22 protein-coding genes and 7 pseudogenes are annotated in these 21,943 nt (G+C 65.4%); 19 read left to right on the top strand and 10 right to left on the bottom strand.

Features of this window, described 5'->3' with window-relative positions; translation table 11 throughout:
- Window positions 1-660, top strand: a 660-nt coding sequence (locus tag A5766_RS17220; protein ID WP_231894697.1) for a transposase, incomplete at its 5' end; no start/stop codon positions are given.
- A 382-nt stretch (window positions 661-1,042) separates the two neighbouring features.
- On the opposite strand, the pseudogene A5766_RS24480 reads toward A5766_RS17220, so the two are convergent.
- Window positions 1,043-1,219 (bottom strand): annotated as a pseudogene (locus tag A5766_RS24480) (transposase); the annotation flags it as partial.
- A 15-nt stretch (window positions 1,220-1,234) separates the two neighbouring features.
- Here A5766_RS24480 and A5766_RS17210 point away from each other — a divergent pair.
- Window positions 1,235-2,965, top strand: a pseudogene (locus A5766_RS17210) (Tn3 family transposase); the annotation flags it as partial.
- Between the two features lie 35 nt (window positions 2,966-3,000).
- Here the strand turns inward: A5766_RS17210 and merB are convergent.
- From merB to merA, 3 genes are all read right to left on the bottom strand, one after another.
- The gene (merB, locus tag A5766_RS17205) at window positions 3,001-3,651 is read right to left on the bottom strand and encodes an organomercurial lyase MerB (RefSeq protein ID WP_004018623.1); all 651 of its coding nucleotides are present in this window, start codon (window positions 3,649-3,651) and stop codon (window positions 3,001-3,003) included.
- Between the two features lie 70 nt (window positions 3,652-3,721).
- Complete coding sequence (locus tag A5766_RS17200) at window positions 3,722-4,132, bottom strand: MerR family transcriptional regulator (RefSeq protein WP_004018624.1); 411 nt, start codon at window positions 4,130-4,132, stop codon at window positions 3,722-3,724.
- Window positions 4,133-4,166: 34 nt separating this feature from the next.
- Entirely contained in the window at window positions 4,167-5,603 is a 1,437-nt protein-coding gene (gene merA, locus A5766_RS17195; RefSeq protein ID WP_004018625.1) for a mercury(II) reductase, read from the bottom strand.
- Window positions 5,604-5,725: 122 nt separating this feature from the next.
- On the opposite strand from merA, the gene A5766_RS17190 reads away from it, so the two are divergent.
- The 6 genes from A5766_RS17190 to A5766_RS17165 all read left to right on the top strand — a co-directional run bounded on the left by A5766_RS17190 (window position 5,726) and on the right by A5766_RS17165 (window position 10,077).
- Window positions 5,726-6,112, top strand: coding sequence for an ArsR/SmtB family transcription factor (locus A5766_RS17190; protein ID WP_004018626.1), 387 nt, complete (start codon window positions 5,726-5,728; stop codon window positions 6,110-6,112).
- On the top strand, window positions 6,109-6,456 hold the full coding sequence (locus tag A5766_RS17185) for a hypothetical protein (RefSeq protein WP_064905667.1): 348 nt from the start codon (window positions 6,109-6,111) through the stop codon (window positions 6,454-6,456). The genes A5766_RS17190 and A5766_RS17185 overlap by 4 nt, the downstream gene beginning before the upstream one ends.
- Window positions 6,453-6,608, top strand: a complete 156-nt coding sequence (locus tag A5766_RS17180) for a hypothetical protein (RefSeq protein WP_231894695.1) — start codon at window positions 6,453-6,455, stop codon at window positions 6,606-6,608. The genes A5766_RS17185 and A5766_RS17180 overlap by 4 nt, the downstream gene beginning before the upstream one ends.
- A complete protein-coding gene (locus A5766_RS17175; RefSeq protein ID WP_064905665.1) occupies window positions 6,608-7,513 on the top strand; it encodes a cytochrome c biogenesis CcdA family protein in 906 nt (301 codons plus the stop codon). Before A5766_RS17180 ends, A5766_RS17175 begins: the two co-directional genes overlap by 1 nt.
- Before the next feature lie 66 nt (window positions 7,514-7,579).
- Window positions 7,580-8,959, top strand: a complete 1,380-nt coding sequence (locus tag A5766_RS17170) for a dihydrolipoyl dehydrogenase family protein (RefSeq protein ID WP_005206419.1) — start codon at window positions 7,580-7,582, stop codon at window positions 8,957-8,959.
- Window positions 8,960-9,126: 167 nt separating this feature from the next.
- Complete coding sequence (locus A5766_RS17165) at window positions 9,127-10,077, top strand: tyrosine-type recombinase/integrase (protein ID WP_005195278.1); 951 nt, start codon at window positions 9,127-9,129, stop codon at window positions 10,075-10,077.
- Window positions 10,078-10,291: 214 nt separating this feature from the next.
- Here the strand turns inward: A5766_RS17165 and A5766_RS17160 are convergent, their stop codons facing one another.
- The 4 genes from A5766_RS17160 to A5766_RS17145 all read right to left on the bottom strand — a co-directional run bounded on the left by A5766_RS17160 (window position 10,292) and on the right by A5766_RS17145 (window position 14,311).
- Window positions 10,292-10,699, bottom strand: coding sequence for a VOC family protein (locus tag A5766_RS17160; protein ID WP_005206417.1), 408 nt, complete (start codon window positions 10,697-10,699; stop codon window positions 10,292-10,294).
- Between the two features lie 105 nt (window positions 10,700-10,804).
- Window positions 10,805-11,836: an isopenicillin N synthase family dioxygenase gene (locus tag A5766_RS17155; RefSeq protein WP_082965557.1), complete on the bottom strand. Its 1,032-nt coding sequence runs from the start codon at window positions 11,834-11,836 to the stop codon at window positions 10,805-10,807.
- An 11-nt stretch (window positions 11,837-11,847) separates the two neighbouring features.
- Window positions 11,848-12,915: an isopenicillin N synthase family dioxygenase gene (locus tag A5766_RS17150; RefSeq protein ID WP_064905661.1), complete on the bottom strand. Its 1,068-nt coding sequence runs from the start codon at window positions 12,913-12,915 to the stop codon at window positions 11,848-11,850.
- Window positions 12,902-14,311 carry a uracil-xanthine permease family protein gene (locus A5766_RS17145; protein WP_005206414.1) on the bottom strand — a complete coding sequence of 470 codons (1,410 nt, stop codon included), beginning with the start codon at window positions 14,309-14,311 and terminating at the stop codon, window positions 12,902-12,904. The genes A5766_RS17150 and A5766_RS17145 overlap by 14 nt, the downstream gene beginning before the upstream one ends.
- 165 nt (window positions 14,312-14,476) lie before the next feature.
- Here A5766_RS17145 and A5766_RS17140 point away from each other — a divergent pair, with 165 nt between their 5' ends.
- Together A5766_RS17140 and A5766_RS17135 are read left to right on the top strand one after the other, a co-directional pair.
- The gene (locus A5766_RS17140; protein WP_039855792.1) at window positions 14,477-15,040 is read left to right on the top strand and encodes a helix-turn-helix domain-containing protein; all 564 of its coding nucleotides are present in this window, start codon (window positions 14,477-14,479) and stop codon (window positions 15,038-15,040) included.
- 209 nt (window positions 15,041-15,249) lie between these two features.
- Window positions 15,250-15,879: pseudogene (locus A5766_RS17135) on the top strand (transposase); the annotation flags it as partial.
- On the opposite strand, the pseudogene A5766_RS25545 reads toward A5766_RS17135, so the two are convergent.
- Window positions 15,822-16,202 (bottom strand): annotated as a pseudogene (locus A5766_RS25545) (transposase family protein); the annotation flags it as partial. The pseudogenes A5766_RS17135 and A5766_RS25545 overlap by 58 nt on opposite strands.
- Before the next feature lie 682 nt (window positions 16,203-16,884).
- Here A5766_RS25545 and A5766_RS17130 point away from each other — a divergent pair.
- The 6 genes and pseudogenes from A5766_RS17130 to A5766_RS24015 all read left to right on the top strand — a co-directional run.
- Window positions 16,885-17,208, top strand: coding sequence for a hypothetical protein (locus tag A5766_RS17130; RefSeq protein ID WP_141630807.1), 324 nt, complete (start codon window positions 16,885-16,887; stop codon window positions 17,206-17,208).
- 325 nt (window positions 17,209-17,533) lie between these two features.
- Window positions 17,534-17,809 carry a type II toxin-antitoxin system Phd/YefM family antitoxin gene (locus A5766_RS17125; protein ID WP_005203787.1) on the top strand — a complete coding sequence of 92 codons (276 nt, stop codon included), beginning with the start codon at window positions 17,534-17,536 and terminating at the stop codon, window positions 17,807-17,809.
- Entirely contained in the window at window positions 17,806-18,096 is a 291-nt protein-coding gene (locus A5766_RS17120; protein ID WP_005203789.1) for a type II toxin-antitoxin system RelE family toxin, read from the top strand. Before A5766_RS17125 ends, A5766_RS17120 begins: the two co-directional genes overlap by 4 nt.
- A gap of 47 nt (window positions 18,097-18,143) precedes the next feature.
- A complete protein-coding gene (locus A5766_RS17115) occupies window positions 18,144-18,422 on the top strand; it encodes a hypothetical protein (RefSeq protein WP_005203791.1) in 279 nt (92 codons plus the stop codon).
- Between the two features lie 59 nt (window positions 18,423-18,481).
- Window positions 18,482-18,763: pseudogene (locus tag A5766_RS17110) on the top strand (transposase); the annotation flags it as partial.
- Window positions 18,764-19,045: 282 nt separating this feature from the next.
- Window positions 19,046-19,372 (top strand): annotated as a pseudogene (locus A5766_RS24015) (IS110 family transposase); the annotation flags it as partial.
- Here the strand turns inward: A5766_RS24015 and A5766_RS17105 are convergent.
- A pseudogene (locus tag A5766_RS17105) lies at window positions 19,361-19,798 on the bottom strand (type VI secretion system ATPase TssH); the annotation flags it as partial. The pseudogenes A5766_RS24015 and A5766_RS17105 overlap by 12 nt on opposite strands.
- Window positions 19,799-20,558: 760 nt before the next feature.
- On the opposite strand from A5766_RS17105, the gene A5766_RS24730 reads away from it, so the two are divergent.
- The 3 genes from A5766_RS24730 to A5766_RS17095 all read left to right on the top strand — a co-directional run bounded on the left by A5766_RS24730 (window position 20,559) and on the right by A5766_RS17095 (window position 21,765).
- On the top strand, window positions 20,559-20,708 hold the full coding sequence (locus A5766_RS24730; protein ID WP_168431401.1) for a hypothetical protein: 150 nt from the start codon (window positions 20,559-20,561) through the stop codon (window positions 20,706-20,708).
- A 32-nt stretch (window positions 20,709-20,740) separates the two neighbouring features.
- A complete protein-coding gene (locus A5766_RS17100; RefSeq protein ID WP_005203474.1) occupies window positions 20,741-21,169 on the top strand; it encodes a hypothetical protein in 429 nt (142 codons plus the stop codon).
- Between the two features lie 92 nt (window positions 21,170-21,261).
- Window positions 21,262-21,765 carry a hypothetical protein gene (locus A5766_RS17095; protein WP_064905657.1) on the top strand — a complete coding sequence of 168 codons (504 nt, stop codon included), beginning with the start codon at window positions 21,262-21,264 and terminating at the stop codon, window positions 21,763-21,765.
- Window positions 21,766-21,943 lie beyond the last annotated feature (178 nt).

Genomic DNA, 21,943 nt, shown 5'->3' with positions numbered 1-21,943 from the left:
CGTCCGTTTTTTCGCGCGCGGGTTGCGGCCACCGGTTACCCGCGAGTGGGGCGGCGTTGTGTGGGGGCTTGCTTAAACAGAGGGGCATGCCGGCCCCCCCCCGGGGGGGGGGGGCCGGGCGCGCTCGGGTTCTGGGCCGGGGTCCGCGAGGTGTTCCCCGAGAGCCGGGAACAACGCTGCTGGTTTCATAAGCAAGCCAATGTGCTTGCGGCACTGCCGAAATCGGCACACCCCAACGCTATCAAAGCGATGCAGGAAATCTACAACGCCGAAAACGAACAGCATGCCCGTCAAGCCATCGCTGCATTCGAGAAGACCTACGGTGCCAAGTATCCGAAAGCCGTGGCCAAGATCGTCGACGACACCGACGTGCTCCTGGAGTTCTATCGGTATCCCGCTGAGCATTGGATTCATCTGCGGACCACCAATCCGATCGAGTCGACGTTCGCGACCGTGCGGCTACGGACCAAAGTCACCAAAGGCCCCGGATCCCGCGCGGCCGGCATCGCGATGGCCTACAAACTGATCGAGGCCGCGCAGTCGAAATGGCGGGCGGTCAACGCACCACATCTGGTGAAACTGGTCCGTGATGGCGCCACCTTCGAGAAAGGCAAACTCGTCGAACCCGACGCCACCTCAGGCACCCAGGAGGCCGCCTGAAAACCGCTCATCCACAGGTCTTGACAATATCTCCCGGCGGGCCCGAGCCGACCGGAGGGGAACCGCTGCGTTGCGTGATTCCAGCTGAGGTACCGACCATAGAGTTTGCGCTTCGACGCGGAGGCCTTGCTGACCCGTGTCTTGATTTTGTGGGTGGCTGCCGGCTCGATCGTGGTGATGATTTGAGCGGTGTTCGTGGTCGTCGAACGTGAAAATGTGATGTGCCCGGCGGCGGCGAGTTCCCGCAGTGCCACGGTGAGGATGTGAGGCTGGATGACCTCAACCTGCTGGTAGTGGTACTTTTCGGCCAGCCGTGCTTCGAGTTCAGAGTGCAGCACGGCGTACTCGCTGGTGAGGGTTTCCATAACGGGCTCTTCCGGATTCAGAGTGCATCGAGGTGTTGTGCCAGGCCGCCGGAGTGGATGAGTGACCGCAAGATGTAGTGGCCGAGGTTGCGGAATCCGAGCGCGATACCGCGTAAGTGTTCCAGGCGACCGTTGATGGCTTCCACGGGCCCGTTGGAGGCGCCGGTGTCGAAGTAGGCCAGGATCTCCGCACGCCAGGCCCATAGGCTCGCAAGGTGCCCGACGACGCGCCGACCGGGTTCGTGCCGACGAAGTGGCGCGGCTACCTCGACGAGGCCCGCAAAGCCGGTAACACCACCGCCTATCGGCACTACTGGGAGCTGTGCGTGCTGCTGGGGCTGCGTGACGGGTTGCGCAGCGGGGATGTGTTCGTGCCGGGGTCGCGCCGCTACGCCGACCCGGCCGCGTACCTGCTGACCCCGCAGGCGTGGGAGCCGCAGCGTGACGAGTTCTGCCGCCTGGTCGGCAAGTCCGCTGATCCCGCTCGCGCGCTGGCGACCGCCACCGACGAGCTCGACGCCGCTATGGGCGAGTTGGAGAAGGTGCTCGCCGGCGGCGACGGGCCGGTCCGTCTCGATGAGGCCGGTGACCTGGTGATCTCACCGCTGTCGGCGGAGGATGTGCCCGCGGAGGCGACGGCGCTCAAGGCCGAGCTGACGGAGATGCTGCCGTTCGCGCCGATCGTGTCGCTGCTGATCGAGCTGGACAAACGCACCGGCTACCTGGACTGCTTCACCCACGCCGGCGGCAAACAGGCCCGCAGCCCGGAGCTGAAACGCAACCTCATCGCCGTCCTGCGGGCCTACTCCACCAACCTCGGGCTGACCCGAATGGCCGAGGCGTCGGGCCTCTCCTACGACATCCTGGCCTGGACCAGCGAATGGTATGTGCGGGAGGAGACGCTGCGGGCGGCGAACCTGACGATCATCGACTACCACCAAAGGCTGCCGCTGACCCCGGTCTTCGGCGCCGGCACCCTGTCGTCGAGTGATGGGCAACGGTTCCCGACCCGCGGCAAATCGGTCACCGCCAGAGCGTTGAGCCGCTATTTCGCGAACGAAGGACTGAGCACGTATACCCATGTCACCGATCAGCACGCCACCTACGGCACCAAGGTCATCGTCGCGACGAGACGCGAAGCTCACTACGTGCTGGACGAAATCCTCGGCAATGCAACGGATCTGCCGATCACCGAGCATGCGACCGACACGCACGGCGTCACCCTCGTGAACTTCGGGCTGTTCGACCTGCTCGGATTGCAGCTCTCGCCCCGCATCCGGGACCTGGGCCGGATCACCCTGTATCGGGCGGCGCCTCGGGCCCAGGTGGAGTCCGCGTTCCCGCACGCCGGGCCGCTGCTGACCCGCAAGCTGAATCTGGATCTCATCGCCGAGCACTACGACGACCTGCTCCGGCTGAGCGGGTCGCTGAAGTTCGGGCACGCCACCGCGTCGCTGCTGGTCGGCAAGCTCTCCGCGTCGGGCCGGCAGAACGCCCTCGCGGCGGCGCTCAAGGAATACGGGGCGCTGCGGCGCACGATCTACGCCGCCCGGTACCTGTCCGACCCGGGCTATCGGCGCAAGATCTCCCGACAGCTCAACAAGGGCGAATCCCTGCACGCGCTCCGCCGCGACCTGCTCTACGCGCACGAAGGCGCCGTGCGCGCGAGGCACCTGGAGGGACAGACCGAACAGGCATGGTGCCTCACGTTGGCGACCAACGCCGTCATCGCCTGGACCACAGAGTATTACGGGCTGGCGACCGAACAGATGCGGCGGGCCGGGCGGCGCATCGACGACGAGGTGCTGACGCACATCTCCCCGGCCCACAGCGAGAACATCAACTTCTTCGGCGCCATCGAGGTCGACATCGACGCCGAACTCGCCCAGCTCGGCCCCACCGGGTACCGGCCGCTGCGCGTGCGGGACACCCTGTTCTGACCCGCAGCGCCGGCCCGGATCGGCGGCGGCGCGATCTAGCAGCAGGCGCTGGTTCCGGTGGTCGTGGTCGGGTCGGTGATCGCGTCGGCGAGGGGGCGGGCGAGCTGGTGGTAGGCGTCGGTGACCGGCAGCACCGTCATGCCTGGGAATTTCGCCTGCCAGTGGTGGGCGGCGTCGGAGGTGGCGAGGAACATCTGCGGGTTGCAGCAGGTGGCGCGGAGGTGACCGGGCTGGATCCGGTCGGGGTCGACGAAGGCCACCATCGCGGTGGCCGGTTCCAGGTCGCTGACCCCGGTGACGGGGTCGATGGTCAGGCGCACGGTGGTGCCCGTGATCGGGCAGTCGGATTCGATGCAGGCGGGTGCGCCGATGACGGCGGGGAAGATGAGGGTGTCGGGGGCACACCAGGTGTAGAGCTGGTGGCCACCGACGCTGAACCGGTGCGGGGTCGGGTTGAGGGTCAGGCCCCAGCCGACGATCCGGCCGGCCTCGTCGTATTCGACGTCGGCGCCGATCGGCGTCTGCGCGGGGTCGAGGTCGGGCACTCCCGCGGCGGCGGCGAGTTCGGTGACGGTGACCGGGGTGCCGTGGGCGAGCAGCCGCAGCGCGGCGCGCATCAGCGCCCGGTCCCGGCCGGCGGGCAGGATCTTGGCGAAAACGTCGGCAGTGAGGTTGTCGGTACTCATGGGATCGGACTCCTCGAGGGCGATCGGACAGTGACGGTGCCGACGGTAGGGTCTGTCCCCGGGGTGAGGGTCAAGCCCGTAGCTCGCATCCGCACGGGTCACCGGCCCAGCACAGGTCGTCGGTGGCCAGATGCGCACGGTGTGCGGTTTCGAAGGCGTCGATGCGGTCGAGGATCTGCTCGGCATCGGCGATGCGCTGGCGCAGCCGCTGCCGCGACCGCTGCAGCAGCTCGGCGAGATGGGCGCCGACCGAACGGCCGTGGTCGTCACGGTCGGTGGAGGTGAGCTGGCAGATCTCGGCGATGGTGAGCCCGAGGCCGCGCAGCTCGCCGATGAACCGCACGCACCACTCCGCGTCGTCGGTGTAGAGGCGGTAGCCGGCCGGGCTGCGGCCCAGGGTGTAGATCAGGCCGAGGTCGGTGTACTCGCGCAGCGCCTTCACCGGCACCCCGGTGCGGGCCGAGAGGTCCCCGATCGTCATGTGTCCGTTCATCACTGCCTCCCGTCCGACGGCGTCAGCCTGCGCAGCAGGACAGTTTGGTGACGTCGGTGGTGAAAGTCTGCGCGGTCAGTTTCAGCGCTTCGGCCATGGTCAGGTACGGCGCCCAGGTGTGGGCGAGCCGGTCGACGGTCAGACCCGCGGTCATCGCATAGGTGGCGGCGGTGATCAGGTCCCCGGCGCCGTCGCTGAGGGCGTGCACGCCCATGATCCGGCCGGTGCCGGCTTCGGCGACGATCTTGACCAGGCCGCGGGTGTCCCGGTTGACCAGCGCCCGCGGCACGCTCGACAACCCCAGCACCCGGCACTGGCAGGCCAGCCCGGCCGCGGCGGCTTGCGCGTCGGTCAGTCCGACCGAGGCGATCGCGGGGCTGGTGAACGTCACGCGCGGCACCGTGGTGTAGTCCAGGACGCGATCGGCACCGGCCAGGGCGTTGTCGGCGACCAGGGTGCCCTGCGCGGCGGCCACGTACACGAACTGCGGATCCCCGGCCACGTCCCCGGCCGCCCAGATGCGCGGATTGCTGCTGCGCTGGCGGTCGTCGACCACGACCGCGCCCCGCTCGTCGACGGCGACGCCGACCGCATCCAGGCCCAGCCCGGCGGTGTTGGGGCGGCGGCCGGTGGCCATCAGCACCTGCTCGGCCCGCAGCTCGGTGCTGGCGCCGCCGCCGGTGCGCACGGTCACCACCTTGTGCCCGTCGTCGGCGAGGACCTTCTCGACGGTGGCGGTGGTGAGCACGTCGATGCGCTCGTGGGCGAAGACGGCCTCGAGCGCGGCCGAGATTTCCGGTTCCTCACCCGAGGTCAGCCGGCTACGCGCGATCACCGTGACCTTGCTGCCCAGGCGGGCGAACAGCTGGGCCTGCTCGAGCCCCACATAGCCCGCACCCACCACGATCAGCGACTCCGGCAGCTGCTGGAGGTCCATGGCGGTGGTCGAGGTCAGATACCCGGCCTCAACGAGGCCGTCGATCGGCGGAGCCCAGGGCGCGGCACCGGTGGCGATCAGATACTGGTCGGCCTCGATCACCCGTACACCGCCCTCGGCGCGCGCGACCCGCAGCACGGGTGCCTCGGCGCTGCCGTCGAACACCGCGGTGCCGGAGACGATCTCCCACCCGTAGTCGGCGGCCAGGTCGACATACTTCTCCGCCTGCAGCTGCCCGACCAGCGCGTCCTTGCCCGCGATCAGGGCGGGGAAATCCAGCGGCACCTCGGCGGGGGTGAGCCCGGGGAACCGGCCCGCCGCCTCGGCGGCGTGGCGGGCCTCGGCGGCGGCCAGCAGCGCCTTCGAGGGCACACACCCGACGTTCACGCACGTGCCCCCGACCGTCCCGCGCTCCACCATCACCACCCGTTTGCCGAGGTTGACCGCGGCGATGGCGGCGGCGAACGCCGCCGAGCCGGAACCGATGATCGCCAGATCGGCGCGGGAATCTGTCAAGGTCACGAGGGTGCCTCCTGGTCGGGCAACCGCTGAACCGACAACGGCTGCTATTCGTGTTGACGAATATCTACCGGAACCATATTATGCGCTTATCCGAATAGTTCAAGTCTCGTGGAGGCGATCCCATGGCCCGGTCCACCACCGCCACTGTCACCGTGCCCGGTGCCGAGTCGGCGTGTACGCATCTGGATACGACGGCGAAGTTTTTTCGCGCCCTGTCGGATCCGACCCGGCTCAAGCTCCTCGAATTCATCCTCGCCGGGGAGCGCACCTCCGCCGACTGCGTCGAACACGCCGGCATCTCGCAGCCCCGGGTGTCGGTACACCTGTCCTGCCTGGCCGACTGCGGGTATGTCCTCGCGCGCCGCGACGGGAAGAAACTGCGGTACTCCGTGGGTGATCCGCGGGTAGCTGACCTGGTGATGCTGGCGCGGTCGCTGGCGGCCGACAACTCCGCCGCGCTGGGCTGCTGCCCGCGCATCCCCGCCGCGGACGGTAGTGGGCGGCGATGAACACACCCGACAACAAGGCGATGAACACACCCGACAACGACTCGGGCGGGTTCGGTGGTCTGCTCGCAGTGGCCGGTGGCGTGCTGGTGATGGTCGCCTGCTGCGCCGGTCCCGCCCTGATCGCCGGCGGCGTGCTCGCCGGTCTCGGCGGTGTCTTGACCAGCCCGTGGCTGCTTGCCGCAGGCGTGCTGGTCGTGGCCGCCGCCGTCGGCTACACCCTGCGGCGCCGCGCCCGTAAGGCCACGGGGTGTTGTCCGCCCCGACCCGGATCGATCCGGGTGAATCCGCGCAGACGGTGGCCGGGTTCCAGGACTTCACCGGCACCCAGGCGCTGCCCGCCGTGATCGACACCGGCGCCACCCTCACCACACGACTCTCGGTGGCGTCGCTCTCGACGCTGGTCGTGGTCGATCCGGCGGGCAAGGTCACCTACCGCGCCACCGACCCGTCCGCCGACCAGATCACCACCGCACTGCGCGACGCGGGAGCGGCGTGATGGGCGGACTGCTGGCGCTGGCGTTCACCGCCGGGATGCTCGCCCCGGTCAACCCGTGCGGATTCGCGCTGCTGCCCGCCTGGATCACCCACACCCTCGGCGACACCACCACCGACGCGTTCCCGGTCCGCATGGCGCGCGCCCTGCGCGCCGGGACCGCGCTCACCCTCGGATTCGCGGGCACCCTCGCCGCGGCGGGCCTGGCCGTCAGCGCCGGCGCCCGCGCGCTCATCGCCGCGGCCCCCCGCCTCGGCCTGGCCGTCGGCGCGGCGCTGGCGGTGCTCGGGCTGGTCATGCTCACCGGCCGTGGCCTTGGCCTGCGCCTGCCCCGCCGCGCTCAGCGCCCGCCCCGCGCATCGATGACCACCACCGGTATGGTGGCCGCCGGTGCCGGCTATGCGGCCGCGTCGCTGTCGTGCACCTTCGGGGTGGTGCTCGCCGTGATCGCCCAAGCCCAGGCCACCGCCGGATGGGCAGCGCTGCTGGTGGTGTTCGCCGTCTACGCCGCCGGGGCCGCGACGGTCTTGCTGCTGGTCAGCCTCGCCACCGCCGCGGCGGGCACCGCTGCCACCCGCTACCTCGCGGTGCTCGCCCGCCACGGCACCCGCATCACCGCCGTCGTGCTCGTCGCTACCGGCGCCTACCTCGTCTGGTATTGGTGGCCCGCCGCTATCGGCAGTACCGGTGGTGCCGCGATGGGCTCCACCGCCTGGTCCGCCGCGGTGAGCATCTGGATTCAAAACCACACCGGCACGGTCATCATTCTCGCCGTGGCGGCCGTGGCCGCCACGCTTGCCGCCACCGTCGTTGCCCGCAACACCCAGGCCCGACACCGCGACGCCACCCCCGACAACGACTGCTGCGCCCCCGCACCCGCCACAATCGAGGAGAAACACGCGCGCTGACCGCGCCGACCGGTCGACTGCCGTACCCCTTCCAGAGCGATTCGATCGAGGAAAGGCACCGAGCACATGAGCGAACGCTACGACACCCTGGTACTCGGCGGCGGCATGGCCGGCCTGCCGCTCGCGCTGCGCGCGGCCCGGCACGGCCGCGTCGCGTTCGTGGAGAAAGAACTGCTCGGCGGGACCTGCCTCAACCGCGGCTGCATCCCCACCAAGACCATGATCGCCTCCGCCGCCGTGGCGCACCAGGCGCGCCGCGCCGCCGAATTCGGGGTCCGCCTACCCGGACCGGTCACCGTCGATTTGGCCGCCGTGGTCGACCGCAAGAACACCATCGTCGACTCCATCCGCGCGGGCTCCTACCGCACCGTCGAGAAATCAACGGACCTCGACTTCTACCACGCCACAGGACATTTCACCGCACCCCGCACACTCACCGTCGACGGCACCGACCTGACCGCCGACCGGATCTTGCTGGTCACCGGCACCCGCAGCACCATCCCCGCCATCGACGGCCTCGACACCGTCCCCTACTTCACTTCCCGCACCCTGCTGGACCTCACCGACCTGCCCTCACATCTGCTCGTCGTCGGCGGAGGCTACGTCGGCTGCGAGTTCGCCCAAATGTTCCGGCGATTCGGCTCCGAGGTCACCCTCATCCAACGCGCCGACCGGCTGCTGCCCGGCGAGGACCCCGACATCTCCGCCGCCGTCAGAGAGGGCATGACCGCCGACGGCATCACCGTGCTCACCGGCACCACCTGCACCGCGGCCACCGGCACCACCGGGAACATCCGGCTCGGCTGCACCGGCAGCGAAGCCGACGACATCACCGGCAGCCACCTGCTGATCGCGACAGGACGCACCCCCAACAGCGACAATCTCGGCCTCGAGTACCTCGGTCTCGAACCCGACCCACAGGGCTTCCTCACCGTCGACGCCTCCCTGCGCACCGACGCCGAAAATGTTTGGGCGCTCGGCGATCTGCGCGGCGGGCCCATGTTCACCCACACCGCCCGCGACGACGCCGACATCGTCTACCGCACCATATTCCGAAGCCAGGACCGCACCACAACCGGGCGCATCGTGCCGCACGCGGTGTTCACCGACCCCGAAGTCGGCGCCGTCGGGCTCACCGAACCTGCCGCCCGCGCCGCCGGCTACGACGTCGTCGTCGGGCGCCAGGACTTCACCGGCGTCGTGAAAGCCCGCGCCATCGGCAACACCCGCGGCCTGGTCAAATTCGTCGCCGACGCCGCCACCGACCGTATCCTCGGCTGCCACATCGCCGGACCCGACGGCGGGAACCTCGTTCACGAGGCCGTCATCGCCATGACCACCGGCGCCACCTACACCCAACTCGCCCAAGCCATCCACATCCACCCCACCCTCGCCGAAGCGGTCAACACCGCCGCCGGCGGCGTCCACCGCGAAATCGGCGCATAGACACCCCATGAGCATCGCCCGGTACTCGGGTGAGGCCATTTTCCGACTGCCACGGATAACACCCTGTTATCTGTAGCATCATGACATCCGGCCTGCGCCGACTCCGCTCCGGCGGTGCGCGACGCGGACCTGTTATCTGCGGCAAGCCCAGTGAGGGAGGTACCACCGTGCCGTCCGGGATCACCGTCCGCGCCGCCGGCGACAGCTTCCTCGACTCGATCGGCTCCCCGAACACCCGCCGCGCCTACGGCATCGCCGTCGACAAGACCACCGCCACGCTCGGCGAGACCCGGCGGCTGGCCGACGTCGCCGACGATGAGATCGGTGAAACCCTCGAAACCCTGTGGGGCTCCTCAGCAGTCAACACCTGGAACGCCCGCCGCGCCGCGGTCGCGTCGTGGCTGGCGTGGTGCCGCGAGCACGGCCACACCGCCCCGGCGGTCCCGGCCTGGGTGAAACGCTCCACTCCACCGGACTCCACCACCCCGGTGCACTCGCGCACCGCGATCGACCGGCTCATCGCCCGCCGCGACATCGACCTCCGGGAGAAGACGCTGTGGCGGATGCTCTACGAAACCTGCGCCCGCACCGAGGAACTGCTCCAGGTCAACATCGAGGACCTCGATCTGGCCGGGCGGTGTTGCCCGGTGAAGTCCAAGGGCGCCAAGCCCCGCACCCGCCGCCGCGGTGCCACCTACCACGAGTACGCGCACGAGCTCGTGTACTGGGACGCGGGCACCGCCCGGCTCCTGCCACGCCTCACCAAGGGCCGCACCCGCGGACCGCTGTTCGTCACCCACCGCCGACCGGGCCCCGGAAAGGCCGCCGCCGACCGGGACATCTGCCCCGACACCGGGCTGGCCCGGCTGTCCTACGGCCAGGCCCGCGCCGTGCTGGATGCCGCCACCGCGACGAATGGGCCCGGCACCGGTTGGGATCTGCACGAACTTCGGCATTCCGGCCTGACGCATCTCGGCGAGGCCGGTGCCAGCCTGGTGGAGCTGATGGCCAAGTCCCGCCACCGCAAACCCGAGAACCTACGCCGCTACTTCAAACCCTCACCGGCAGCCATGCGCGGCATCACCAGCCTCATCGGCCCCGACCGCAGCCACCGATAGCGGCCACCAACAAGAGCGTCCGTCTACCCGCTGACCAGGCACTACGCGAACTTCGTTGTTTTTTGCGCCATTACTACCGTGACCCCTATTCGGCCTGCGGCGAGTCGGATTAGCCCTCCCTGGGGTATAACAACTGCGTCGTTTGCAACACGAACTCAGCGTGAATGGCGGGTAGTACTCGCGGCGACATTTAACCCCTCGGCTCGCACCGGAACTATTGGACACCGCTCCTATTGATCCGAAACACGTTTCCTTCTGGATCACGCAGAACTGCCTGCCGCGCACCGTAGTAGGTCAGATACGGTGCTTTGACTAGCGTGGCACCAGCGGTCAACGCGTCAGCTACGAGCGTGTCCACTGCCGCTTCGTCAGCGGTTTCAAACGTCCAGAATGAGGCCGAGCTGTCACCGATGATCGTCTCCGGAGGCAGACTGAGAAGTTCGAGTGCCCCCGGAGTGTGAAACCCAAGAGTAGTGCCGCCTACGCGCAACGCTCGAAAGTGCTCTGACGCGAGTTCTTCGATTTCTGGCAGAGAAAATACGGTCCCATAGAACGATGCTTGCGAGATGAAGTCGCTGCAGATGATGCTGACAAAAGACAGGGATATGTTCTGTGTAGTCATGAGTCTCCTAGCTGACGGGCGCTCCCGCGTTGGCGGCCGCGCACAAGCGGTTTGACCTGAACGAAGGCGAGATTCGGTCGGGTATAGAGAGCAGTGGGTACTTGATCAGCTGACCGTCGCGGCTTGAGCACGCCGACGGAGATACTCGCCGGCCTCGATCGCGGGCAGGTCTGTGTTGACTCCGACGGGTGCGGGCATCGGCTCTACGACGGCGTCAACGTTGGCGTCGCAGAACTGGATCAGCGAGATGAGTTCTTCCTTTGGTGCTTGGTCTTGTGGCGGCAAGACCCGATGGCGGGTCGAGCGCCAGCGGTCGCCCGTCCAGCGGGCCATTAGGTCACCGATGTTGATCACGAGTGCTCCTTCGACAAAGGGCGCGTCGAACCACTCTCCATTGCTCTCGACTTGGAAGCCGCCGTAGCCTACTTGGCGGTCGAGGAGGGTGAAAATGCTCCAGTCAGTGTGTGGGCCGACGCGGAACTGCCCTTCCTTCGGCGCACCGGCCTCCTCAAGCGAGGGGTAGCGGTTGATGTTGAGGGTTCGGGTTCCACTGGAGGTGCGTTCGATGAACCACTCTGCACCAAGGTCGAGCGCTTCACCGCAGATGCGAAGCAGGTCGTCGTACAGTCGGTACATTTCAGTCATGTAGCGGGTAGCGCACTGTTGGAGTTCGGGGACTTCCGTTGGCCACACGTTGGGCCGGAACCAATACTTGTCGAGGGCGGGGTCACCAGTAAGGTAATCGCGCCCGATGGTGTAACTCTCTTTCATGTCGGGCTTGTTGGAGTCCGGGTCCTCGCCGTCGAAGGAATTGGCTTCCTTGCCACTCGGCAGCCACCCGCGGCCGCCGACTGAAGTCACATACTGCGCTTTTACTGAGGCCGGAAGGGCGAAGAACTTTTTGGCAGCAGCACGCAGCTCGGTTCCCAGCGTGGGTGCGACTCCGTGATTGGCCAGGAGCAAGAATCCGGACTGCTGGAGCGCCTGGTCGACCTCTGCGGCGACCGAGCGCCGAGTCTCGGCGTCACCGGTTTGCCAGGAATTCAGATCAACGAGTGGTATGAGCGGTGCGTTCATGTGGAGGTTCCTCGATTTTTTGGAGAGTAGGAGTGTGGTGAGTGAGTGCCGTTTCTGCATCAATGCGGTTTTTAGGAGCGATCCGCCTTGCTTACTGCGGCGAGGACGCGCGATGCTTCGCGAACTGCAGCGGTGTTGGCTTTTCCTTGCTGAGAACCGGCAAGTTTGGCTTTAATGTGGTCACGCACGAGGATCGGCTCGTAGGCAAGCCCGTTGTCTGCTTCGAGATGACTGGGCAGAGTGACAATGGTGGCATCGATGTTGCCGTCGTGGAAGAACGCAACCGAGCGTCGACGCTTGATCGTTCCGTCGACGATCGGCGGCTTCACGCGGTGCAGCGTCGACATCCAGCGGTCATTGGTCAAGCGTGCGGTGAGGTCGCCCAAGTTGATCAGAAGTGCGTCATCCATGGGCTGAACATCGTGCCAGTTTCCAGTTCCGTCAAGTACCTGCAAACCGGGCACTTGATCGGCCCAGAGGACTGTGACGAGGCCAAAATCTGTGTGTTCGCCCATGCCGGTTAGGTCACCGTCCAGGTTGACAGTGCCTTCGGGCAGTGCGTAGTTGTTCATTCGGAGAACGTCGACAGAATGGTCGGTGAGGAACTCGAAGTAGTCGCTGGGCAAGCCAAGCGCATCGGCGAAGACTGTGGTCAGGGTGCGGGCGACTCGGGATGCGTGCGCGTAGTACGCCTCTACATTGGATCTGAAGCTACCCAAGGTCGGCCAAACGTTGATGCCGTAATCGTCTTCGGACAGGTTGAGTTCCGGAAATGATCTGGCCTCGGCACCGACGTTGAAGGCCTCGAAGAAGTCGTTCATTCGGGTTGCTGATTCTAGGCCGAGGCTCAGTCTCAGCGATTCACTTTTAGGCGGCGTGTATCCCCTGTTGCCATCGACTCGGTAGGTTCGTTTTTCATCGATCGGCAGGGCGAAGAAGGCGTCTACTGCATTCCGCAACCCGTCGATCGCTTCGTTGGGGATTCCGTGTCCGAGAACCTGGATGAAACCTACAGTCGAGCAGGCTTGGTCGAGCTGATTTGCCACTTCAGCTTTGGCTTCAGGCGTGCCGTTTGTGGTGTAGGCGGTGATGTCGACGATCGGGACTTCAAAATGATCGTTGGTGTCAGGGGTTAGCATGTTGATTCTCTCCGTCGGTTGTGGTTGCGCGTGCGTCTGCGCTGATGTTGGACATTGCCCTGCGTGCGCTGTCGCCGAGTGCTGTGTGGTTGAGAATGAGGTTCAGTGTGAATGCAGTGATGGCAGCGAGGGTGATGCCGCTGCCGAGAACAATTTGAATTGTGTTCGGGAACTTTCCGAATATTCCTGGTACGAAGGTGGGCAACATACCGACACCGACAGTGACCGAGGCTATAGTCATATTGATAGGATCACCCAGATCGATATGGCGGAGAGTGTTGATGCCCACTATCGCCACGACGGCGAACATGATCAATCCGACCCCGCCAATGACGGGACCCGGTAGTCCTGCTACGAAGGCTCCCAGCTTCGGCACCATTCCGAGAGCGATGAGGATAAGCCCGCTGAAGGCAGTGACGTAGCGGCTGAACATCCGCGTAGTCGCCACGGCACCAACATTGTTGGTGTAAACGGTATCTGTGAATGCATTGAAGATGCCGCCAATCACGCCCGAGACGGCATCACCAGTGAGTCCACGCGCGAGATCGCCACGACTGATCGACTTTCCAGTAATCTCACTGAGGGCCAGAATGCTGGCGGTTGACTCAGCGAATACGACAACCATCACGATGGTCATTGAAACCACGGCAGTGAGCGGAAACTGGGGGGCCCCGAAATGGAATGGTTGAGGAATTCCGAACCACGAGCTGGAGCGCACAGCATCAAGGTTGTAGAGCCCAAGAGGTAGAGCAATCGCAGTACCGGCAATGAGCGCAATCAGTATGGCCAGTTGGCGCCACATACCACGGCCTAGGCAAAGTACCGCGACGGCTATCACGATGACGACAACTGCGAGGCTGATTTTCCCAGGTGAGGCGTAGTCCGCTGCTTTAGAGTCGTCTCCAACAATGAGGTTGCCGGCGACGCCGATCAGCGAGAGTCCGACAACGGTGAGTACAGCACCCGTAACTAACGCGGGGAAGAATCGCAGAAGCCTGGCGAAAGCCCAGGCAAGCGGAACTCCGATAATGCCGCCGAGGATCATGGAGCCGTAGACCGCTGGCATCCCGTACTCGTGAGCGATGAGGATCATTGGTGTCAGCGCAGTGAATGTGCCTCCGCAGATGACCGGCAAGCGGACACCGATGACTCTGCCGATACCGAGACTCTGAACGACAGTTATGGCTCCCGAGACGAGCAAGTCTGCTGAGATCAGGATCCCGATATCGGTGGCGTCGAGTCCGACTGCTGCGCCGAATATCAGCGGAACGCTGACGCATCCGGCGTACATGATCAGGACGTGCTGGATACCGAACATCACGAGCTGTGAGATTGGTGGGCGGAGGTCGACAGGATTGGCGCCCGGCGGGGACTGCGGCGCTGTGAGAGCGGGCATGGGATACTCCAATAGGGACGCAGATGCTTACCTGGACTATTCTCCACACGAATATTTCATTCTCTCTATCAATATAGTTTCGTTGGTGTTTCTGAGGTTGCCGTTGCGTTACCTGTCCGCGATCTGCCGTGGTTCAGACAGCTCGGAGACTGCTACCTTGCGTGTGTGGATGACGACGATCAGGCAATACTTGCGCGATCCCTGGGCTCATCGATTCGAGCCGCTCGCAAGAGCGCGGGATTGACCCTGTCGGCACTTGCAACCAGCACTGATCTTTCGCAGCCGTTCCTCAGCCAAGTAGAGAACGGCAACACAACCCCAAGCGTGATCAACTTGCACAGGATCGCTCAGACACTGGGAACTACAGCCCATGATCTGCTCGAACAGAGCAACCGCATACCTGTGAAAGTGGTCCGGAACGGGGAAGCGCGACGCTACAACCTCGGGCCCGACGCCGTGGTCCGGTTCTGCGTGGGCGGAACGCGACTTATGGATTGCAACGAAGTGACTGCCGAGCCGCATAGCTCCGCCGAGGCAGCAACAAGTCACGCCGGGGAAGAATTCGTTTACGTCGTGATGGGCGAGGTCCGCCTCAACATTGGTGGGCAGAGTGTCGTGCTTCGCTCCGGCGACACCGTCTACTACTCGGCGAGCGTGCAGCATCAATGGTTCAACGACACCGATGAGACCGCCGTCTTCCTCTTCGTCGGCACGCCACCATCCTTCTGAAATGCGCGGCGGTCCGCACTACAAGCTGACAGCAATCAGGGGGACGCGATCCGCGCTACCCGAGAAGGGCCTCAGAGCGCCTGCCGTTGGGCGAACGCGCCTCCGGCAGAGAGTTCTGACTGGTCTTCGTGCGCGTCGAGGTGCTATGTCAACGCGGGGGTGTCAGATGGTCTGTGTAAGTCCAGTGCTCATTAGTGAGAGGAAGATTTATGAGCATGGCGTTAGACGACAAGCAGCAGGACAACGACGACCACCCGCAGCTGCCTGAGCTCGCAGAGCCGCGTTCGACTGCGGAGGTGGCCGAAGCGTTGCAGGCCTCGGGCATGGTCGATGAGTTGTTGGCCCAGATCGATTCGGGTCAGGTGCAGGTCACCGGGGACGGTGGCTTGATTCCGGGCTTGATCAAACTCGCCCTCGAACGCGGTTTGAAGGCCGAGCTGACCGATCACCTCGGCTACGAGAAGGGCGACCCGGCAGGCCGGGAACTGCCCAACGCCCGCAACGGATCAACCCCGAAAACGGTGGCGTCTGAGGCGGGGCCGGTCGAGCTGAAGGTCCCTCGTGACCGTGACGGCACCTTCACCCCACGTCTGGTGCCGAAGGGATCGCGTCGGCTCGGCGGCCTCGATGACATCATCATCTCGCTGTACGCCGGAGGCATGACGTTACGCGACATCCAACATCATCTGGCCGCCACGGTGGGCACCGATCTGTCGCATGAGACGATCTCCAAGATCTGCGACGAGGTTTGCGACGCGGTCGATGAATGGCAGAGCCGGGCCGCCGTCACCGACATCTTGTCGCAGATCATCGCCCGCAGAATCCAGGTCGTCGTCCGGCGGGTGACCTGGGCCCGTGGCGCCACGATCGTCGAGATGTCGGCACGAAAGATCGTGGCGGCACAGTCGGGATTGGCGCACACGTAGCGTGGCACCGCGATATGCAGCCGCGTCGGGTGCCCCACGATCGGCAGATCAGCAACCTCACGGTCAACATGATCACGCAGCCGGCCCGGCTGCCCGCACCCGGCACACCTATTGTTCGGGGCCAAGACCTGGCAGAACACGTGGGTGCGGTCCTCGCCGTCAAGGGCGGCATCGGTGATCGTCACCCCGAGCTCGATGGTGCGGCAAATCGTGTCGGCAATAGCGCTACCCTGCAACGTGGGTCCTGTCGGTGTGTGAGTGATTGTGTAGGAACTGTCATCCTCACACCACAGGACCCGCCTACATCCCCAGACTCACCGCCCACACCCCGCGACCTTGCTCACCCACATCTTGTGCCCGCGAGAACCCGTTCTACGCACCGTCAATTCGGAAGAGCCCCATAACGCGCTCGCAGCCGAGTGCGACGTACTCGGCCTTCTGCATACCCTCATTCACCTGGGCATTCTTTCGGTTTTTCTGTTTGAGAGCAATCCTTGCCCCCATATGTAGGGATCTTTGTGGGTCGGACCGGAGAGGGGTTGCCGGGGCACGCTGCGCCCGTCCTTCTGCTGACGCACGGCCTCAACCTCGCCGGCGATCGAGTACACCGTCTGTTCGGTGACCAACTGGTCGAATGCGTGGTGCCCCGTCGGCGGAGGGGGGTGGCGGGGGATTGTCGATCTCGCGCAGCGCTGTGACGTCCTCGCGGTTTTGCGTGGCTGGAGTCCCGTCTCGGCCGACTAGAGCGATCGCCGTGTCGGCGGCGCATCGGGGATTCCGGCAGTACAGGGTCAGACGCCCGATGTCAGAGTCGCCGGCGGGGTCGACGTCGCAGGTTTGCTTCCCACAGAAGAGGCACTGGACTTGACCGCTCGTGCGCGCCGAGGGGAGTGGGCTCGTACGGACCATCCACCCCAGTTGCTCGTCGTCGTTGATCAGCACCGGGTCGGCGAGAACTTCGCCCGGGAAGCGTTGGAGCGCCTTAGCGTCCGCCCGGCGGCGGGTCGTATCAGTTCCGTCGTCAACGACGAGAACGTCTACCTCGCGGGCATTACAATCAGGATTCTGGCAGTAAAACTCGATGCGCTCGGTGTCTTCGCCGATGTCGCCCCAGGAGAGGATCGCTTCTACGCTGCCGCACCAATAGCAGTTGAAGGGCTTCTGGGATTGTCGGAGCCAAGGGGTGATTCCGTTGGACCACCCGTCGCCTGCTGTGACTGCTCGCAGGGCGACAGTATATGAACGCCGTGCGCCCGTTGGTAACTGCGCGCACGCTTCCTGTGATTGGTGCTAGCCATGACCGTAAGTCCGTTCACCTTGCCGTATCGGCACCCACACATACCGACACTGAAAGTGAAGGTGGTCAACGTCCGCCGGATCTGTGAAGACCTTGCCCTTGCGCGCTGCGGAACCGTGTGGTGTTCGTGTGCAACTCGGGGAGGAGCCATGCGACTAGCTCGTTGACAGTCTACGCGAACTCCGCCATCCAGGCCCGAAATGTCATAATTACTATTATCGGCTAAATATAGGGCTAGTTTCTGGCCAGTCTAGCGGCTAGACTGAATGCATGACGACAGTGCCTCTCGGCGAAGCCAAGGACAAGCTCTCCGCGCTCATCGACAGCGCCGAGAGCACGCACGACATCATCACGATCACCAAACACGGCAAACCTGCCGCGGTGCTCATGTCGGCTGACGACCTCGAATCGCTGCACGAAACGATCTACTGGCTCTCACGCGCCGGCATCCGCGAAGCTGTCGCGGCTGCCGACGTCGAGTACGCCGCCGGCCAAACCGTTTCCCTTGAGGACCTGCGCGCCGAACACGGCATGCCGCCCCAGTGAGCGACAACCCCACGGACTCGGCCGATGAGTACCGCGTCGAGGTCGCATCTCCCGCACGCCGCGATCTGCAACGCCTTCCATCCCGGATCGTCCACGCTGTCATCGAGTTCATCTCCGGGCCCCTCGCCGGCAACCCGCACCGCCTCAGCAAACCGCTACGCGACGACCTCGAAGGCCTTCACAGCGCACGCCGCGGCGACTACCGCATCCTGCTGCGCATCGACGATCCCAACCACACCATCGTCATCGTCAAGATCGACCACCGAGCCCACGCCTACCGCACCTAACCTAACCCACAGCGCCACAACACGTCCCTGACACCATGAGGAGCATCGTGAACGACTCCGGCCGGACACTCGACCACGCCATCGACGCGCTCTACGACCCCATCAACGCCCTGCAACGCCAGGTCCTCGACATCGAGCGCAGCTACCGCGACCTCGCCCAACGCGACGACCTCACCACCGACACCCTTGGGGCGCCCACCACTCCCGCCGAAGCCATCGCCGGCATCACCGAAGCACTGGCATCTCTCCGCGATGCGCTCCGCGCCGCTGAAGGACACCGCGACACTGCCAAGCAGCATGCAGCACGCCTCTACATCGACCACTGACACCTGTCAGAGGCCACCGGCACAATTAGTGCGAAGCCCTCCATCCGCAAGCCATCGACCGCGAGGTGTTGGGCATGCAGGCGGCCACCAGTGAGACCAAGGCATCGCGGAACACCTTCTTCGCCGACCTGGTGGCCCGCGACCTGGGCGGGGTGCGCTTGGTGACCTCCGATGCTCATGCCGGGCTCATCGAGGCGATCGCAGCGAACCTGCCCGGCGCGGTATGGCAGCGCTGCCGCACCCACTACGCCGCCAACCTCATGGCAGTGTGCCCCAAGTCCATGTGGCCGGCGGTAAAAGCGATGCTGCACAGCGTGTATGACCAGCCCACCGCCACCGCGGATGGCGCGACCACGAGCTCGACTTCGCCGCTCGAGACCTGATCCGGTACTGAGTTGAGACGCTGGCTGTCGAGACGTGCGCACCTCAATGTGCGCGCCCGGGATGCGGGGTCGGTCGCGGCCGCGGTTGGATGTCTAGTGTTCGGGATTCTTGGCTAGACGGTATGGGTAGCTCCCGACGATGTGTTGGGGGTTGCGGGCCGGAGCCTCACGCACAAAGACTCGTGGGTTACCGAGCAGGAGGCGCCTGCCCGGCCTATCCGACATTTGTGGGAGGCCCCGGTGTTTACAGAGCGTACGAGTGTAGGACTCGATGTGCACGCACGATCGATCGTGGCGGCGGCGGTTGACGGCCAAACAAGTGAGCTGCATCAGGCGAGGCTGACGCCCTCATTTGAGCACGTCAGATCATGGCTGGCGACGTTGCCGGGTCCGGTTGCGGTGGCCTACGAAGCCGGTCCGACCGGGTTCGGTCTGTACCGCGACCTGACGGCGGCGGGTATCCGGTGCGAGGTGGTGGCGCCGAGCAAGCTACAGCGTCCGGTCGGTGACCGGGTCAAGACCGATGTGCGCGACGCGATCCACCTGGCGAGATTACTACGGCGCGACAGCGGGTTCCGCATACGTGACGGCGAGCTCGTCGCCGTCCACCGTGACACTGATGGTGCCGCCCGGTTCGATTTCGCCTCGCAACAGCGCACGACCGATCTTGGTCTCGACCTCGTGGGCGATGTACCGCCGTAGCGGTCGCGCACCGTAGACCGGGTCGAAACCGTGTTCGGCGATGAGCCGGCGTGCTTCCGGCGTGATCTCCAGGTGTATCTGGCGCTCCGACAACCTGTTCCGGAGATCGGTGAGCTGCAGTTCGACGATGTGCTCGATCTGGGGCAGCGTGAGCGGGGTGAACAACACGATGTCGTCGACCCTGTTGAGGAACTCGGGACGGAAGTGCCCGCGCAGTTCCGCCAGCACCCGATCCCGGGAGTCCGGTTTGAGCTCGCCGTCGGTTGTGACTCCGTCGAGGAGATGCTGGGACCGCCTCCGCCGAATACGCGGCAGGGGGGAGCCACGTGTTCGGCGGTGCTTGTTGACGCTAAACGATATCGCCTGGTGCGGTCCGATACGTGCCATTTGCGGGTGAACATTCAGTGAAGGCAGCGTACTTCGAGTTAACAGGTACGGATGGTGGTCACTCGCGTCGAGATCGTCGTGTGGGCCTGGCAGAACGGCCAAACTGACCAGTCGCACACCTCCGCCGACTAAACGGTCGAGAGCCCCATCCAGTGCGGCCGTAACCTTCAGAAACGTCGCGACACAAGCCCGTGGACACAGGGCCCCGGAACCGTCACTGATTCGGTGTCAGTGGTGCTGATCGCCGCTTGAGCGAGTGAACCGCCCCGGGTTTGTCGGAGGCTCTCGAACCTGTGAAGGATGGAGAGCCTCCGACAAACCCGGGGCGGTTCACATACCCGCAACGGTAACCGCCGGCGCAGCGGATCGGCTACGCCGAACAGCCCTGTCATGCCGAGCTGGCGCCCGGCAGTTCCTACGTGGACCGGCCCACGGGCCGGACTCGAATGCTGTGCGGCTGCCGCCGCACAAGCCGGGGTTTGTTGCCCCCTTCCATCCTCCAACTTCTGGTCGGCACGGAGACAAGGGCCGCGAAAAACTAATCCGCCCATGGGTTTCAGGCCTACGGCCCGGATGACTTTGTCGCTTCCCCCCTTGCACCGACCTCCCGCCAGTCAGAGATGGCAGGTGTCAAACAAACCAGCCGCCCGCAGGTGGAACCCCGATGGCCCGCCAGACCCGCAACGGCACCCAGCGTGACGTGTTCACCCGCGCATCGCGCGCACACCAGAACCCGCAGACCATCCGCGCCGCCAAGCGCCAGGCCAACCGCCAAGACCGTGCCGCCGGCCGCCACGAGACCCGCAACTACTGACCACCACCCATCACAGGCAAGGAGCCCACACCATGACCACCAGCCGCGCCGCACTGACCACCATCGTCGCCCACCTCAGCGATGGCACCCGCGCCCTCATCGTTGGACGCATCGACGCCTTCCCTGGCCACCCGGCCGCCGGTACTCCCGTCGAACCCCTCGCCGTCGGCACGGGTGAAGCCGCCACCGATCACGACGGCCCACTCTTCGCCCTGGTCTCGGTCACCTGGGCAACCGAGGTCACCACCCACAGCCTCACCACCGGCGACACCGTCACCGAGTACGTACCCGGATTCCTCGGCCCGAGCGGAACTAGCTGGTACCTCGCACCCGTGAGTGCCACCGAGCACGGATTCCGCCTCGTCGGTCGCTGTGCCGCCGGATTCCACACAGCCCGACTCCCCGAACTTGCCGGGATCGATGCACCCCGCCAGGTCAACGTCCACGTCTTTCCGATCTGAGCACAACCCATCCAGTACCTCGGTTGCGGCTCGGCAGGCAACCAAAAGCCCCGAGCCGCAACCGATCTCCAACCCCGAGGAACGCCAGCATCATGACCGCAACACTCAGCACACTCAGCACACCCGGCACCTACAGCCCCGCCGTCGTGCCCGCCGATTACGCCGCAACCCGCGCCGGCATCCTGTGGACCGCTGCGAACCTCGCCGCCGACACCCGCCGCCGCTACGGCCACCGCATGCTCCTCGACGTCGACCTACTCGCCTGGACCCTCGACACCCTCATCGAGCACCACCCCCGACGTGAACGAACCCTCACCAGGACCTATCCCGCGGTCGGCAAAGCAGCTCGACGAGCTGCCGCCGCCAGTAATCCCCTACTCACCCCCGAGCTGCACGGCGCACCCCACCAGTGGATGAGCTGGCAACAAGCAGTCATCGCCCAGGAACGCGATGACCACCGCCACCCCGGCCCGCAGCTCTGGGCAATCCTCGCCCACGCCGCCACCCTCGCAAGCCAACCCGGCGACATCATCGAGGGACTGATCCCCGGCCGCTGGCCCGACATCGACCGCCACCGCCCCAACCGCGCCCACTAACCAGCAGCAGCCCACGACACGGTCATTCCCTACAGCAAACCAACGATTTGCTATCGTGGCCGATGCGAACACTGAGTTGCCACACCAACCAGTACATCGCCCCCAGGGTGGGAGGGGAGAGCGGCAGAACCCCCGACCTGCAGCCCAAAGCCCCCCCCCCCCCGCCCCGGCGGGGGAA

The organism is Gordonia sp. 852002-51296_SCH5728562-b (assembly GCF_001665475.1).
In the GTDB taxonomy this organism is placed as follows: domain Bacteria; phylum Actinomycetota; class Actinomycetes; order Mycobacteriales; family Mycobacteriaceae; genus Gordonia; species Gordonia sputi.
This window is presented reverse-complemented; position numbering and strand designations above follow the sequence as displayed.

What these genes read in the sequence shown, in the direction of transcription:
- merB (WP_004018623.1), bottom strand. Translation starts at nt 3,651, where the DNA reads ATGAGTACCGACAACCTCACTGCCGACGTTTTCGCCAAGATCCTGCCC.
- A5766_RS17095 (WP_064905657.1), top strand. Translation starts at nt 21,262, where the DNA reads ATGACCGCAACACTCAGCACACTCAGCACACCCGGCACCTACAGCCCC.
- A5766_RS17150 (WP_064905661.1), bottom strand. Translation starts at nt 12,915, where the DNA reads ATGCTAACCCCTGACACCAACGATCATTTTGAAGTCCCGATCGTCGAC.
- A5766_RS17145 (WP_005206414.1), bottom strand. Translation starts at nt 14,311, where the DNA reads ATGCCCGCTCTCACAGCGCCGCAGTCCCCGCCGGGCGCCAATCCTGTC.
- A5766_RS17100 (WP_005203474.1), top strand. Translation starts at nt 20,741, where the DNA reads ATGACCACCAGCCGCGCCGCACTGACCACCATCGTCGCCCACCTCAGC.
- A5766_RS17185 (WP_064905667.1), top strand. Translation starts at nt 6,109, where the DNA reads ATGAACACACCCGACAACAAGGCGATGAACACACCCGACAACGACTCG.
- A5766_RS17125 (WP_005203787.1), top strand. Translation starts at nt 17,534, where the DNA reads ATGACGACAGTGCCTCTCGGCGAAGCCAAGGACAAGCTCTCCGCGCTC.
- A5766_RS17190 (WP_004018626.1), top strand. Translation starts at nt 5,726, where the DNA reads ATGGCCCGGTCCACCACCGCCACTGTCACCGTGCCCGGTGCCGAGTCG.
- A5766_RS17175 (WP_064905665.1), top strand. Translation starts at nt 6,608, where the DNA reads ATGGGCGGACTGCTGGCGCTGGCGTTCACCGCCGGGATGCTCGCCCCG.
- A5766_RS24730 (WP_168431401.1), top strand. Translation starts at nt 20,559, where the DNA reads ATGGCCCGCCAGACCCGCAACGGCACCCAGCGTGACGTGTTCACCCGC.
- A5766_RS17170 (WP_005206419.1), top strand. Translation starts at nt 7,580, where the DNA reads ATGAGCGAACGCTACGACACCCTGGTACTCGGCGGCGGCATGGCCGGC.
- A5766_RS17200 (WP_004018624.1), bottom strand. Translation starts at nt 4,132, where the DNA reads ATGACGATCGGGGACCTCTCGGCCCGCACCGGGGTGCCGGTGAAGGCG.
- A5766_RS17160 (WP_005206417.1), bottom strand. Translation starts at nt 10,699, where the DNA reads ATGACTACACAGAACATATCCCTGTCTTTTGTCAGCATCATCTGCAGC.
- A5766_RS17155 (WP_082965557.1), bottom strand. Translation starts at nt 11,836, where the DNA reads ATGCAGAAACGGCACTCACTCACCACACTCCTACTCTCCAAAAAATCG.